Annotated in this window: 14 protein-coding genes; 9 read left to right on the forward strand and 5 right to left on the reverse strand. The window is 62.9% G+C overall.

Going from position 1 to position 14,776, the window contains the following annotated elements:
• Positions 1-109 precede the first annotated feature (109 nt).
• A complete protein-coding gene (locus V1288_RS26005; protein ID WP_334359751.1) occupies positions 110-694 on the reverse strand; it encodes a CoA-binding protein in 585 nt (194 codons plus the stop codon).
• A 119-nt stretch (positions 695-813) separates the two neighbouring features.
• Positions 814-1,638, reverse strand: coding sequence for an enoyl-CoA hydratase (locus V1288_RS26010; RefSeq protein ID WP_334359752.1), 825 nt, complete (start codon positions 1,636-1,638; stop codon positions 814-816).
• 86 nt (positions 1,639-1,724) lie between these two features.
• Between V1288_RS26010 and V1288_RS26015 the strand changes: the two genes are divergently transcribed.
• From V1288_RS26015 to V1288_RS26035, 5 genes are all read left to right on the forward strand, one after another.
• Complete coding sequence (locus tag V1288_RS26015; protein WP_057849436.1) at positions 1,725-2,153, forward strand: PaaI family thioesterase; 429 nt, start codon at positions 1,725-1,727, stop codon at positions 2,151-2,153.
• A gap of 153 nt (positions 2,154-2,306) precedes the next feature.
• A complete protein-coding gene (gene rplM / locus V1288_RS26020; protein ID WP_334359753.1) occupies positions 2,307-2,771 on the forward strand; it encodes a 50S ribosomal protein L13 in 465 nt (154 codons plus the stop codon).
• 1 nt (position 2,772) lies between these two features.
• A complete protein-coding gene (gene rpsI, locus V1288_RS26025) occupies positions 2,773-3,249 on the forward strand; it encodes a 30S ribosomal protein S9 (protein WP_108513524.1) in 477 nt (158 codons plus the stop codon).
• Positions 3,250-3,483: 234 nt separating this feature from the next.
• Entirely contained in the window at positions 3,484-4,701 is a 1,218-nt protein-coding gene (locus V1288_RS26030) for a GGDEF domain-containing protein (protein WP_334359754.1), read from the forward strand.
• Between the two features lie 119 nt (positions 4,702-4,820).
• Positions 4,821-5,057, forward strand: a complete 237-nt coding sequence (locus V1288_RS26035; protein ID WP_334359755.1) for a hypothetical protein — start codon at positions 4,821-4,823, stop codon at positions 5,055-5,057.
• Between the two features lie 11 nt (positions 5,058-5,068).
• Here the strand turns inward: V1288_RS26035 and V1288_RS26040 are convergent, their stop codons facing one another.
• Positions 5,069-7,222, reverse strand: a complete 2,154-nt coding sequence (locus tag V1288_RS26040; protein WP_334359756.1) for a carboxypeptidase regulatory-like domain-containing protein — start codon at positions 7,220-7,222, stop codon at positions 5,069-5,071.
• Between the two features lie 216 nt (positions 7,223-7,438).
• Here V1288_RS26040 and V1288_RS26045 point away from each other — a divergent pair, with 216 nt between their 5' ends.
• On the forward strand, positions 7,439-7,741 hold the full coding sequence (locus V1288_RS26045; RefSeq protein WP_334359757.1) for an antibiotic biosynthesis monooxygenase family protein: 303 nt from the start codon (positions 7,439-7,441) through the stop codon (positions 7,739-7,741).
• Positions 7,742-7,746: 5 nt separating this feature from the next.
• On the opposite strand, the gene V1288_RS26050 is transcribed toward V1288_RS26045, so the two are convergent.
• Complete coding sequence (locus tag V1288_RS26050; protein WP_334361405.1) at positions 7,747-8,898, reverse strand: AI-2E family transporter; 1,152 nt, start codon at positions 8,896-8,898, stop codon at positions 7,747-7,749.
• Between the two features lie 143 nt (positions 8,899-9,041).
• On the opposite strand from V1288_RS26050, the gene V1288_RS26055 reads away from it, so the two are divergent.
• From V1288_RS26055 to V1288_RS26065, 3 genes are all read left to right on the forward strand, one after another.
• Positions 9,042-9,737, forward strand: coding sequence for a hypothetical protein (locus V1288_RS26055; RefSeq protein WP_334359758.1), 696 nt, complete (start codon positions 9,042-9,044; stop codon positions 9,735-9,737).
• Between the two features lie 123 nt (positions 9,738-9,860).
• Positions 9,861-10,631: a gamma-glutamyl-gamma-aminobutyrate hydrolase family protein gene (locus V1288_RS26060; protein ID WP_334359759.1), complete on the forward strand. Its 771-nt coding sequence runs from the start codon at positions 9,861-9,863 to the stop codon at positions 10,629-10,631.
• 976 nt (positions 10,632-11,607) lie between these two features.
• A complete protein-coding gene (locus V1288_RS26065) occupies positions 11,608-12,675 on the forward strand; it encodes an extracellular solute-binding protein (protein ID WP_334359760.1) in 1,068 nt (355 codons plus the stop codon).
• 945 nt (positions 12,676-13,620) lie between these two features.
• On the opposite strand, the gene V1288_RS26070 is transcribed toward V1288_RS26065, so the two are convergent.
• Positions 13,621-14,775, reverse strand: coding sequence for an IS110 family transposase (locus V1288_RS26070; protein ID WP_334359761.1), 1,155 nt, complete (start codon positions 14,773-14,775; stop codon positions 13,621-13,623).
• Position 14,776 lies beyond the last annotated feature (1 nt).

Consider the following 14,776-nt stretch of genomic DNA (forward strand, 5'->3'; position numbering starts at 1 on the left):
TGCTGATCGCAGCCGCGTCCGCCGTCAAGGCGAGGCGTTCACATGTGGCGGATTGAAAACGGGTCTGCCTCGTCAGGTCGCGTCTTCGAAATAATCGTTTCTCATTGCGTCACGTTGGCTCGCTTTTGTTCTTTGCAGCGCGATCCGATGCGGCCGTTGCGCCGCCGCCGACGCTCATCCGGTTGAGCGACAGCCGCATGCCCTGGGTCGGGATCGGCGCGCGCTTCGAGCTCAGCGTGCGCGAATTGACTCCCATCCACGAAATTTCCGATGACAGCCGTCCATACTCGATCTTCGGACAGCGGTTCATCACCACCTTGAGACCGGCGGCTTCGGCCTTCTCGGCAGCCACGTCGTCGCGCGCGCCGAGCTGCATCCAGATCACTTTCGGCGGCGGCGACAAGGTCAGGGCCTCTTCGACAACTGGCATGATGTGGCTGGAATTGCGGAAGATGTCGATCATGTCGACGGGGCGGCCGATATCCGACAGCGAGGCGACGAAGGGTTTGTCGAGCAAGCTCTTGCCGACGTGACCCGGATTGACCGGGATCATGTCGTAGCCGCGCTGCGCCAGATATTTGAACGCAAAATAGCTCGGCCGCACATTGACCGCCGAGGCGCCGACCATCGCGATCGACTTCACGCCGTTGAGGATGCTGCGGATGTAATTGTCGTCGTAATTGTCGTGGTTCATAGCTGTTCCTTAGACCCTCATGGTGAGGAGCGCGGAACGCGCGTCTCGAACCATGAGGCCGCAGTCGGGCCTTCATCCTTCGAGACGCCGCTTGCGCGGCTCCTCAGGATGAGGAGCAGTCACTTATCCTGCCACTTCGGCTCGCGCTTCTCGATGAAGGCGCCGATGCCTTCCTCGGCGTCGCGCGCCATCATGTTCTCGGTCATCACTTCCGCCGTGTAGCGATAGGCGTCGGCAAGGGTCATTTCGGCCTGGCGATAGAATGCCTCCTTGCCTAGCTTGACGGTATAAGCCGATTTGAGCGCGACCTTCTGCGCCAGCGCGATCGCCGCATCGCGCTCGGTGCCTGCGGCCACGACGCGGTTGACGAGGCCGATATTCTTCGCCGTGGCCGCCGAAATCGGCTCGCCCGTAAGCAGCATCTCCATCGCCTGCTTGCGGGGAATGTTGCGCGACAGCGCCACCATGGGCGTCGAACAGAACAGGCCGATATCGACGCCGGGGGTGGCGAAGCCCGCGGCCTCGGAGGCGACCGCGAGATCACAACTCGCCACGAGCTGGCAGCCGGCGGCCGTTGCGATGCCCTGCACGGCGGCGACCACGGGTTTCGGCAGATGCACGACCGCCTGCATCATTGCGCTGCAGGCGTTCATGATCTGCCCGAAATAGGCGCGGCCGCGATCGGCATCGCTCCGGCGCGCGGTCAGTTCCTTCATGTCGTGCCCCGCGGAGAAGGCCGGGCCATTGGCCGCGATGACGACGGCGCGGACGCTGTTGTCGTCGTGGATTTGCTTCAGCGCGCCATGCAGCTCGGCGATCAGGCTCTCCGACAGGCTGTTGCGCGCCGCCGGCCGGTTGAGCGTGAGCAGGCGGATGCTGCCGATGTTTTCCTGCAGCAGGATCGGAGGTTGTGGCGTGGGTGCGCGAGCAGTCTGGGCGGGCATTTCCGAGGTTTCCACTCCGAGATTTTCATTTGGGCTTTGATGATAACCTAATGTAACAGGCACCCTGAATCGAGGGCAGGGGTGGCATGGCGGCAGCGAAAATGAGCGTGGCTGAGCTGGAGAAGTTCCTCCGCGAGGAATTTCCCCAAGCCTTCAGCGATGGCGACATCACCATCGAGAGCGCCGACGGCGAGACATGCCTGCTGCGGCGGCGCTATGACGAGCGCATGCTGCGTCCGGGCGGCACGGTGTCGGGGCCGACGCTGATGGCGATGGCCGATTTCGCGATGTATGTGGTGCTGCTCTCGGCGATCGGCCCGGTGGGACTGGCGGTGACGACCAATCTCAACATCAATTTCCTGCGCAAGGGCCTGCCGGGCCAGGACGTGCTGGCCGCGGCGCGTCTCCTGAAGCTCGGCAAGCGGCTGGCGGTCGGCGAGGTCAATCTGCTGTCGGGCTCGTCGCCCGATCCGATCGCTCATGTGACGGCGACCTACTCCATTCCAAATACATAGGGTTTTGAACGGTATTATTGCACCATATTTTTAAACTATTGTTTTTGCTAGATTAATTTACGCGAATTGGCGTTGACGGAAACGGCGTCGTTCTCTAGAAACCCGCCAGTTCGGCGCATCTGGCGCCGATTTCCATTTTCACGGATTCCTCATATGAAAACCTATTCGGCAAAGCCCGCCGAGGTGACGAAGAAGTGGGTGCTGATCGACGCCAAGGGTCTGGTCGTCGGCCGGCTCGCCACCCTGGTCGCCATGCGCCTGCGCGGCAAACACCTTCCGACCTACACGCCCCATGTCGATTGCGGCGATAACGTCGTCATCATCAACGCGGCGCATGTCGTGCTGACCGGTCGCAAGCGCGACAACAAGGTCTACTACAAGCACACCGGCTTCATCGGCGGCATCAAGGAACGCACCGCGAAGTCGATCCTCGAGGGTCGTTTCCCGGAGCGTGTGGTCGAGAAGGCCATCGAGCGCATGATCCCGCGCGGTCCGCTCGGCCGTGTGCAGATGGGCAATCTGCGCGTCTACCCCGGTCCCGACCATCCGCATGAAGCCCAGCAGCCCGAGAAGGTTGATATCGCTTCGATGAATCGCAAGAACATGAGGGCCGCATAAGATGTCGGATACCATGCAGTCGCTCGACCAGTTGGCGTCGCTGAAGACGGCCGCTCCGGAAGCGCCGAAATACGTCAAGAAGGTCGACAAATACGGCCGCGCCTATGCCACCGGCAAGCGCAAGGACGCGGTCGCCCGCGTCTGGATCAAGCCGGGCGCCGGCAAGATCGTGGTCAACACCCGCGAAGTCGAAGTCTATTTCGCCCGTCCGGTGCTGCGGATGCTGATCCAGCAGCCGCTGGTCGCGGCCGCACGCGCCGGCCAGTACGACGTCATCTGCACGGTCGCCGGCGGCGGTCTGTCGGGGCAGGCGGGTGCGGTGCGTCACGGCATCTCCAAGGCTTTGACGAACTTCGAGCCGGATCTGCGCGGCGTCCTCAAGAAGGGCGGCTTCCTGACCCGCGACTCCCGCACCGTGGAGCGCAAGAAGTACGGCCGGGCGAAGGCGCGCAAGTCGTTCCAGTTCTCGAAACGCTAATCGCTTCACTAAAATTGCAGCGGATTGCTGCATCAACAGACGAGAAAAGGGGCGCCGGTGGCGTCCCTTTTTGCTTACTATTTAGTGATGGGTTACCACGGATTTTCGTGAAAACTTGCTTACCCGCGCAAACGGAATTGGAACACGGCACTTCTAGTGTCCATTTTGGAATGGCGCGAAATTGCATTTCAGTGTGCGCCGAACAAGTTGCATCACACGCGTTCGGGTGAGCCCATGTCGTTTGATACTTCCACGTTATATCTGTTTGCCACCATGGTCGCAGGCATGCTCGGGGCCATGCTGGTGCTGTTCGGCAGGCAGGAAAACATTCCAGCCTTGAAGTGGTGGGGGACGGCCTATCTGCTTGGCGCATCGTCGGTAGCAGTCTGGACTATCGGCGGCGCCACACTCGGCGAGCCGCTGTTGCTGGCGCTGCATGCGCTCGGCTTCGTGGCCTGCGGCATGGTCTGGAGCGCTTCGCGCGTATTCCACGGCCGCAAGCCCAATCTGCCGGGGCTGTCCTTTGGCGCGATCGTCTGGGTCGGCACGGTGCTGGCTCTGCCATCGTTGAATCCCGCCATGCGGCTGATCGCCGGTGCGGCGATCGTCGCAATCTATGCGGGGCTGACGGCTTCGGAATTGTGGAGCGAACGGCGGCGGACGATGCACAAGCGCTGGCCGACGATTGCGGTGCCCGTGATGCATGGTTGCGTGCTGGCGCTGCCGATCCTGCTCGGCAGCCTCCTGCGCCCGCATGACGAAACCTTCACCAGCAGCATCTGGGTGACGGCGTTCTCGATCGAGTTGATTTTGTACGCGATCGGCACGGTGTTCGTCATCTTCATGCTGGTGTCGGACCGCGCCGTGACGGTGCACAAGACCGCGGCGTCCGTCGATCCCCTGAGCGGAATGCTGAACCGCCGCGGTTTTTCGGAAGCCTGCAATCGGGTGATCGAACGCGAGGCGGTCGCAGGGCGGCCTGTCACGGTGATGATTTTCGACATCGATCATTTCAAGAGCATCAACGACCGCTTCGGCCATCCCGCGGGCGACGAGATCCTCAAACTGTTCTCCACCGTCGTGGTCAGCAATTTGCGCATCAGCGACCTGTCGGGGCGGATCGGCGGCGAGGAGTTCGCGGCGTTGTTGGCGTGTTCGCTCGACGAGGGCGTGATCGTGGCCGAGCGCGTGCGCGAGGCGTTCGAGGCGTCCAATATTGTCTGCGAGCAAGGTCCGGTCGACACCACCGTCAGCATCGGCGTCGCCGGCGGTCCGGCCGGCACGGAGCTCGACGTGTTGCTGGCGGCGGCCGATACCGCGCTCTATCAGGCCAAGCGCGGTGGCCGTAACCGGGTCGAGGCCGCCGAAGAGCTGCCGCTGTCGCTGGAGAACTGGCGGCGCAAGACTGCGGGCCGCGCGGCGTCGCCGCGCCAGGTGACGGCTGCGACCTGAACGCTTCGACCGAACAAGGCGATATCTGCGGAGCTTGATCTGTCGCTTTCGGCGGCGATCACAGCGGAAACGACGCGCGGTAACCTCCCGTTTACCATTCCGTCCATATCATCTGCGGCATGGATTCCACACGCAGACGAAACCCGCAGGCTGCCCTGATGTCGCTCGAAGCGGCCGCAGCCTCCGCCCGTGGCGGTTTTGCCTGCCGGTTCTCGACCTCGGAAGAATTCGAGATGGCGCTCATCACGGAGCGCCGTGCGCAGGGGCGTTATGATCAGCGCAGAATGCGCTGGCCTGCCATCATGTTCATCGGCTGTGCACTGATGGTAGCCGGCGCGGTGCTGCTGTTCGGCTAGCTGCTGATCCTTTATTTCGCCAACGGATCGGGGCGTATCTGAATATGCACCGCCCGCGGCTTTGAGCCCTTGCCGCCTTCCATCAGCCAGGGTGTGCGGTCGCCGCTCGAACTCCACAGCCCGCGGCCTTTCCAGCCCGCGCCCGGATCGTCGATGCGCCCGTCGAGGCCCTTGGCGAAAAAGCCGAGCGGATAGGGGATGCGCAGCATCACCATCTGGCCGTCCTTGAAGGCAACGAAGCCGTCGTTGAGGTTGGCGGTAGAGATCGGGATGTTTTCACCGAGGCCGACCGTGTTGTGGTGATCGACCCAGGTATAGTAGCTGGCCTCCGCGCTCGAGCTCTCGAACCCTTCGAAGCCGGGGCCAGGATATTTGAAATAGGAGAAGCCCTCCGGGCAGTGGTTGCCGGTCGCGTTCGGTCCGTTCAGCGGGTTCTTGCACTTGCTACGATCGAAGCGGATCAGGCTGCCGTTCGAGCCCGAGCCCCAGAGCACGCCGTTCTTGTCGATGTCTCCGCCGCGGACGCCGATGCCTTCCTTCGGAATGGCGTAGAATTCCGAGAGTTTGGTCTTGGGATCGAAGCGCATGAAGCCGGGTTGGCCGACGAACACGTTGACGGTGTACCAGACCGAGCCGTCGGTCGGATGCGGCATCACGGCGTAGGGGCCCGAGCCCGCGATCCGCATGTCCTTGTCTGCCTCTGCCGGCTTGCCCGGCTCGGTGTATTCGTCGACCTTGCCGTTGCCGTTGGTATCGAGAACGAACGGCGCCCAGCCCTGCGCCTTGATGGCGTCGCCGGTTTCGTCCCATAGCCTGGTGTTGATCCAGCCGGCGACCGGTCCGGTCCCCGACGTCCAAAGCGTGTCATCGGCATCGTAGCCGAACTGCGGGTGATGGGTGCCGAAGCAGGTATCGATGAAGCTGTACTTCTGGGTCTTGGGATCGAACACCGTCACTTGCCGTCCCGATCGTTCGAGCGGAAACGCCTTGGCCGACGGGTGGTCCGAACCCTTCCGGCAGTAAGCCGGATTTTCGATGCCGCGCACCGCCGCCGCCAGCCAGACGCGGCCCTTCTTGTCGAGCATGCTGTTGTGATTGTTGGCCCGCTGGCTCCAGATCTTCTCTTCGCCCCAATAGGCCGAGGGGCTGACCGGATTGAGCACCGCGGTGCCATGGAGCGGCGGGCCGAACGATTCCGGCGCATTGGGATCGGCGACCGGCATCTTTGAGAACGTCACCTTGTGCGTCTTCGGATCGAGGATCGGCATGTCGTCGGACGAGTATTCGTTCGCGCCGTAAAGCGGGCCGTAGGCGTTGACCGTCGGATTGCGCCGGTCCGAGGAAATCAGATCGTGGACGAAATGTTTCTCGGTCGCCCATTCCCACGACGAGATGACGACGTTGCGCTCGATGCCTGTCGGCCGCGGCGGTTTGGACTTCGGCAGTTCGCCCTTGGCGACCCGGTCGGTCCAGTCGCCGAAATACTTGAACGGCACGCCGCCAAGCTGGCCCGCCAGCCGGTTCACCATCCATTCCCCGGTCTGGCCCGAGGAGACGCGGCGCATCCAGGCTTCCTCGCCCGATTTGATTTCGCCGAACGCGCCCGGGATCGTGCGCGTGGATTCCTGGCCGAGCTGATGGCAGCCGATGCAGTCGACATTGTTCATCCGCTGGCGCCAGATGTCCTGCGTGATCTCTTTCGGGATGTCGGTCGTCCCGCCGAAATCCTTTGCCGGCGGAATCTTCATCATCGTGTACCAGTAGATCGCCGAGTAATAATGGGCCGCTGCCGCCTCGTTCGGCGCCGGGACTGCCGCAAGATTGACCTGCTGGCCGGGCTTGGCGCGCAGCTTGGGCGAATCCACCAGCCCGTAGCCGCGCACCCAGACGGCGTAGTTGACGTTCGGCGGCAGGTCCGGGATCACATAGCGGCCCTGGTCGTCGGTGACGACGATCTTGGCGAATTTTGTCGGCAACTCATTCGTTTCCGCAATCACCCAGACGCCTGCCTCCGGCCCGTTCGGTCCGAGCACCACGCCGCCGATATCGTCACTGTCGATGGCGACGGCCGCCGGCTGTTGCGCATGCGATGGCGCTTTCATCGAGCCGAGCACACTAATCGCCGCAGCCAGGGTGAAGGAGAACAGGATCCGACCGAGATTCATGGTTTCTCTCCCCGTGACCGTGAGCTTGTCGCTCGTTGTTTGGCGCAAGCCTACACCAGACCAGGTTGCGGCGGGAGCATGTCACTCGCGCGATTTCCTCACGCTTACGGCATCGAACGCCGCCACCCTGCATCGCAGCAACGCATATGCATCTGTCTTTTGCTTTTTGGGCGGCTGGGTTAGACACGGCAACTCTCATGGGAAGGCGTAATCCGAATGATCACCGAAATCGCACAAATCGACGTCAAGCCGGGCACCGAGAAGGATTTTGAAGCGGCCGTCGCCAAGGCCCGCCCGCTGTTCCTGCGCGCCAGGGGCGGCAAGGGGTTCGAGCTGCACAAATCGATCGAGAAGCCGCAGCGTTACCGGCTGATGGCGCAATGGGAGACGCTGGAAAACCACACCGTGGATTTTCGCGGCTCCGAAGACTTCACCGCCTGGCGCGCTTTGGTCGGGCAGTATTTTGCTGCTCCTCCCGAGGTCGAGCACACCGAGACGGTGTTGACCACGGCGGACTGAAGCCATCAGCCGGCCGTGATCGCGGCAGGCATCGCTTCCGCCTTGAAATGGTCGATCATCACCTTGGTGATCGCCATCAGCGGCAGCGCGAGCGCCAGCCCCCAGATCCCGAACACGACGCCGAGCAGGATCTGGAACGCAAACAGCGTCGCGGGTGGAATGTCCAGCGCCTGGCGCTGGATGATCGGCGTCAGCACGTAGCTTTCCAGCGCGTGCACGCCGAGAAACAGGATGAAGGCGGAGAGAGCAGCGACCCATCCCGAGGCAAGACTCGCCAGCACCACGATCAGGCCGCCGAGGATGGCGCCCACCGTCGGGATAAAGGCGAGAAGCCCTGCCTGAATGCCCAGGATGAACGAGCTCTGGATGCCGATGATCGAAAGTCCGATCCAGGTCACCAGAAACACCGCGACCATGGTGATGATCTGCGCGATCAGCCAGCGCTCCAGCGTCTCCCCGATCCGGTCGACGATCGCGACGGCGCTCGTGCGGTGTCTGGCCGGCGCCATGAACAGCAGTCCGTCGCGGTAGACGCCAGGCTGGGTCGCGAAGGCTATTCCCAGAAACAGCACGATGAAAAAGTTTCCGACTGCGCTGGCGGTACCCAGGATCAGTTTCAGGCTCTGGCTGAAGATCGCCCCGCCGCTGGCCGCAATCGTGCCGGCGCTGGGAAGCGCGTGGGGCGTTGGCGTTGCGCTCGAGGCTGCTGGCGCCGCGCTTGAGGTCGCCGGTGCGGCATCATCCGATTGCGAGGACAGGGTGCCGAAGTCGAAGAAACTCGTGTCGATGCCGTTCCTTTCCAGAAAGCCCTTGACGTTGACGAGTTGCGATTTGAGCGTGTTGCTCAACGCGGTGGTCTGCTGGGCGATCGTGGTGCCGCCGAGAAAGACGATGCCCGACAGCATGCCCGCGACCATCAGGCAGACGACCGTCAGCCGCAGCGCATGCGGCAGCCGCACGACGCGCCCGAGCAGGTTGCTCATGGCATTGAGGGCGACGCCGAGCAGGACGCCGGAAAATATCAGAAACAGCGTCGCGGCGAAGTGCCAGGTGAACGCGAGCAGGGCGGTGAACAGCACGACGCCGATGCCGCCGACCGATATCGCCCACGCCAGATCGCCGCGGGCCTGAAGGCGATTGTCACCTGTCACGTTGATTCCTTCTCGCGAGACATTGCCCGGGCAGTCTTTGGCCAAAACATCGCCGGGATCAAGCGGGCGCGCACGCGCTGGTTTGACGCTGCCGCACCCGGTATGCCAAGCGGTGAGTGAATCTGATATGGCGGGCCGGTGAGGACGAGATGAATTTCAAATGGTTCGGCCCGCTTGCGCTCCTGGCGGCGCTCGTGATCGGCGACCAGATCAGGATCAACCGGCCGGCCCACAAATATCGCCTGACGGTCGAGGTCGAAACGCCGCTGGGGCAGCGATCGGCCTCCGGCGTGATGGCCGTCCATCCCGATCGCAGCTACACCCGCCGCGGCCAGACCCGCACCCTCGGCGAGGCCGTTTTCGTCGAGCTCGGGCTGGGCAAGAACCTCGTCGCGCTGCTCGCGCATGTCGACAACAAGCTCGTCCTTGACGACATGAATTACGTGGCCCTGCGCGCCTACAACGCGGCCGCCGGCAAGCGCGTGCCGTTCAGCGAGATGAGCCGGTTGACTGGAATCGTGCCGGTCAAGGGCGAACTGGTCCCGGTGCTTGTCAGCTTTGCCGATCCGGCCGCGCCCGGCACCGCACGGGTAGTGCCGCCCGACGATGTCGAAACGGTGCTCGGCAAGGGCTATCGTCTCCACGCGATCACCGCCGAAGTCGTGCCGAACGGATACTGGCCGCTCGATTTCGGCGGCATGCTGGGCGAGCCGGCGACGCGCGGAATCCAGGCGAAATTGCCGTGGCTCAGTGGCGCCGGCGATTCGGCGGCTGCGGCGCTGCGGGCGGCGGGTTTGCCCGGGGTCGAGGCGATCGACGCCGGGGAGGCTTTCACGCGAAAATAGCAGGGCAGCTCCGCTGAAGCTCTGCGGATATTGATCCGCAGCCGCGCCGCAGGCATTATCCTGCGCAATCATGGCCCAACCCGGAATATCCTTGCACAGGACGATGACAGCGGATTTTTTCCGATGAGACGGCCCGTGGTCGGGGTGATCGGGAACGCCTATCGCGTCGAAAATCGTTTCCAGACCCAGATGGTCGGAGAGCGCAATTTGCGCGCGGTCACTGACGTGGCGGGGGCGCTGCCGCTGATGTTTGCAGGCTCGCCCGAAATTACCGACATCGGTGCGCTGCTCGATGTCGTCGACGGAGTGATCCTGACCGGCGCTCGCGCCAATGTTCATCCCACCCGCTTCAAGACCGAACCGCATGAGAAGCACGAGCCCTACGACATCCACCGCGACGACGTCGCGCTGGCGCTGGCGGAGGCCTGCGTCGCCCGCGGCGTGCCGATCTTCGGCATCTGCCGCGGCCTGCAGGAGATGAACGTCGCCTTCGGCGGCTCGCTGCACCCGGAAATCCGCGAGATCCCCGGCCGCATGAACCACCGCATGCCGCGGCTGGAGAACGGCGAAATCCATCCCGACCCGACAGTCGTATTCGCCGACCGCCACGACGTCCACCTGACGCCCGGCGGCACGTTTGCAAACCTGCTCGGCTGCGAGACCATTCGGGTGAATTCGCTGCACGGGCAGGGCATCCTCGAACCCGGCCAGCGCATCGTCATCGAAGGCATCGCCGAAGACGGCACCATCGAAGCGATCCGGATCGCAGACGCGGCGAGCTTTGCGCTCGGTGTCCAGTGGCACGCCGAGTACGACCCGCAGCGCAACCCGATCAACCGAAAGCTGTTCGAAGCGTTCGGTGCGGCGCTCAAGGCGCACAAGCGGGCGGCGTAGGCACCGTGAACGATCATGTTTGTCGTCCACCATAAATGTGAGTTGTTGAAGAAAAGCCGTCGACCAGCCTTCCAAGACGACATCCGCCGCGGCGTATGAGTCCCCGACGTGCAATTGCACATCTGAGATCGCGCTTCGCTTGTCCGGGACGACGGGATGGAAGTAGCGCGCCTCAATTTTCAAACTACCAACTGACATGATTACGCGATCTCGCGGCGCATTGCGTCCGAGGTTTGCACTTGAACTGTACCCTCTCGTTCAGAGGGCGCAGGGAAGACCGGGTGCTTGCTGCACCCGCGGTCTCGCGTGCGATTTGCGCAAACAAAACTGCACACGAGCATACAGGGCAGCGGGAGCATTCCGGCCTTCCCTGCGCAATGGCTTTACGGCTTACTTCGTGCTCTTCCCGGAGAACGGCTCTGTTGCCTCCGTCGCCAGCGGGACACTTCCCGCCAACTTAACGCCAGCACCGCGGCGCCCGAACCACACGACTTCGCCGTACGCCTCCGGCGCGTACGTCTAGCGCGCCATCAGCGTCCATCGCATCTCACCGCACGTTCGTGACGATCGCGAGCCGCCCCTCAATCGGGTGAGACGGGCGGAGTTATGCGGCTGATTTGGGTGAGAACGAAAGCAGAATATTTTTGCGCAAAGGGCTGGACAGACTTTTGGTGATTTGCCCGACAAGTGAAAACAGGCCGGATCACGAACTATCCACGTCATGCGAGCCAACGGGTCGCGCGAATGCGCGCCCGATGACAGCCTCCGCGAAGCAATGCATCCTTCCTTCGCGGCGAGATGGATTGTTTCGGTCGCTTCGCCCCCTTGCGCAAACGCTTGGCGTTTGTCGCAGGCAATGACGGTGGATATAGTTTCGCATTCTCACGACGTGATAGTTGAAGCGCGCCCTGTCATTTCTGCTATCGTCTTGCACAACAGCATGGCCGGTCAACGGCCTCAGTACCGGGAGGATGCGATGCGGGACCGCCATTGGTCGAGACGCGACCTGCTGAAGGCATCGACGGCTTCCGCTGCAAGCCTCCTATTGGCCGCGCCGCTGAAGGCCGCGGCGCCGTCGGCGGAGGACGTGACGCCGGCCCTGATCGAGGCCGCTGCGAAGGAGGGCAAGCTTTCGTTTTATTCGGCGCTTGAACTTAATACCGCCGAACGTCTGGCGCGGACTTTTGAGGCGAAATATCCTGGCATTGCCGTGCGGGTCGAGCGCTCCGGCGCGGAGCGGATTTTTCAGCGCATCGGGCAAGAGCAGGGCAGCGGCATCAAGGCCGTCGACGTCGCCAACTCGACCGATCCCGCGCATTATCTCGAATGGAAGAAGAACGACTGGCTGGCGCCTTACCTTCCGCGCGAGGTGGCGCAGCATTTTCCGGCCGATCATATCGACCCGGACGGCATGTACGCGACGTCCTGTGCCTGGACCGAAGCGATCGGCTACAACACCAATCTCGTCAAGCGCGAGGAGGCGCCGAAAAGCTATGCCGACCTGCTCGACCCGAAATGGACGGGCAAGATGGTCAAGGCCCATCCCGGCTATAGCGGCGCCATCCTGACCGCGACCTTCCTGCTGGCGCGCGACCTCGGCTGGCCGTATCTGGAAAAACTGGCACGGCAAAAGATCATGCAAGTACAGTCGGCCGCCGATCCGCCCAAGAAGATCCTGCTCGGTGAGCGCGCCGTCATGGCCGATGGTAACGACTATAACCTGGTGCTCCTGAAGGATCAGGGCAAACCGGTCGAGGTGGTGTATCCTGCCGAAGGTTCGCCGCTGATCATCGTTCCCTCGGGGATTTTCCGCAGCGCGCCAAATCCGAATGCGGCAAGGCTTTTCCAGAGCTTCTTCTTCAGCGCCGAGGCACAGCAGATGCTGGTCGATGTCTTCGCGCACCGCTCGTTCCATGGGCAGGTCAAGGAGAAGGGCGAGCACGTTCCGCTTTCCAGCCTGAAACTGCTCAAGGCCGACCCCGCCCAGGTGCAGGCGCAAAGCGAGGAGATCAAGGCGCGCTATGCGAAGACCTTTGGCGTTTGAGAAGATCTGCGGCGTCTGAGCTGGCGCAGGCCCGGAATCCATTTCACCACCTGGTCTGCGGCTCGATGGATTCCGGGCTGGCGCTTCGGGCGCCCTCAGGTGCGCAATTGCGCACTGGGGAATGACAACTGAATATGCGTTCGCGCTCTCGCGACATGTACTGCCCGAGGTTTGCCTAAAATTTCCCGCCCATCTTGTTCAGAGGGGCGCGGGGAAGACCGGGTGCGCGCTGCAGCCGCGATCTCGCGTGCCATTTGCGCATAAGAAAACGCACACGAGCAGGTTCAGCGGAAACACTCCGGCCTTCCCTGCGCAATGGCTTTACGGCCTGCTTCGTGCGCTCCCCGGTGAACGGCTCTTTTGCCACCGTCGCTGCGCAAAGATGAATCTGCGCAACTTGACGCCAGCACCGCAGGAAAATCAAATGCAGCGCGTACTCTCTCGATATCGTCCCTGATGTCGCTGCGCACACCCGGGCTTGTATGGGGTAGTAGTTGTCAAGGGGATTGATCGATCAGGGCATGGCTTTGCCTTTGGCATGTTCGGTGGAGGGCGATGCGCCCTTTGATCCCGATGGATAGCCGCTGCGCCGGACGCAGCCACCGTCAAGGTTGGCCGCAGGCCACCGCCGGAGGCGGCGCGGAGCGGCCTTGACGGTGGCGAGGCCGGAGCAAAGCTTTCGGATCGGGACGTTTCGAGGCGCGCGATTGACGGCTTGACGTGATGTCCGGGACTGGGCCGTGACGTCGTTATGCGGCCAACACCGCATCAACTTGTATCCGGTCGGGTGTGGTGGCCCGAACCCTGATCTTTCATGCACGGGTGAAGGTAAGGCCCAGAAGAGACGGGACCCATCTACGAAAGCGGAATCCGAAGACCCAAGCCCGGGTTCGGTCACACGTCTGTCCTGGGTCACGTCGGTCGTCATTGGCGCACCGGCGTTGCTTAAAAGCTCGGACGCATGACGGCGCCACTCGGCACGAGGCCGGTCTCCAGATAGCGCCAGAAGGCCACCATCAGCTTGCGCGCCAGCGCCACGATGGCGATCTTGCGGATGCGGCCCTTGAGGTTACCAACCCGCTCGCGGAACCAGCGGCTCAGCTCGGTGTCGGGCTGATGCCTCAGCCACAGCCAGGCGAGCTCGATTGCGGTGGTTCGCGCACGGCGGTTGCCAGCTTTGCTGATGCCCTGTTGTCGACGGCGGGCGCCGCTGTCGTAGGGCACGTCGGTTAGTCCGACGCAGCTGCCGAGCTGACGGCGGTTCTTAAAGTCACGGTAGAAGACCTCGTTGGCCAGGAGCTGGGCGATGTGCGGGCCAATCGCCTTGAGTTGGGCAAGCTGAACCGCCTTCGCCTCTGCCGAGTCCTTTGCCGGGGTCCGATGCGCGGCCGCATTCGCTGCCTCGAGCCCCGTGATCTGCTTGTGCACCAATACCAGCCGCTCATGCTCGCGACGGATCTCGTCCTTCAGCCGTGGCGGCAGAACGCGGCCATCGCCGGTACGCATCGCATCCAGACTCGCCAAGAAGCCCGGCTTCAGGGGCATGACATCGCGGATGCCCTGGCCATGCAGCAGCCCCTTGATCCGGTTGCTGTGCCCGGTGCGCTCCTGCAGCAGCCGCTCGCGCTCGCGCGTACGCCGCTTGCGATCCTCGTCCTCAGGCGTGGGAACCCGAACCATGCTGCAAACCCGCGGTTCGCCGCGCAGGTAAGCCAGAAACGAGCGCATCAACTGCGCCAAGTCGATCCGATCGGTCTTGGCCCGCCGTGCCCGCCGGTTCACCTCGATGCTCGACGCATCGATCTCGTGATTGAGCACCTCGTTGTCGGCCAGCCAGCGGTGCAGCCAATGACCGTCGAGACCGGCTTCATAGCACGACAGAATACGAACCAGCTTCCCCGTCTGCTCCGCCTTCGATCGAGCCTTGACCAGCAAAGCTGCCAACGCCGCCAAGTCGCCACCGTCAATCCGGTAACGGCTCATCTTCTCGGTACCGGGCAGCATGATGCCTAGCTGCCATTTCGCCTTGCTCAGTTCGAAAGCAACGTAAACTGTGGCATACTTGCAGCCGGCGGGTGTGTCAGCGTGATCTGTGCACATC

Origin of the sequence: Bradyrhizobium sp. AZCC 2176 (assembly GCF_036924645.1) — a bacterium.
In the GTDB taxonomy this organism is placed as follows: domain Bacteria; phylum Pseudomonadota; class Alphaproteobacteria; order Rhizobiales; family Xanthobacteraceae; genus Bradyrhizobium.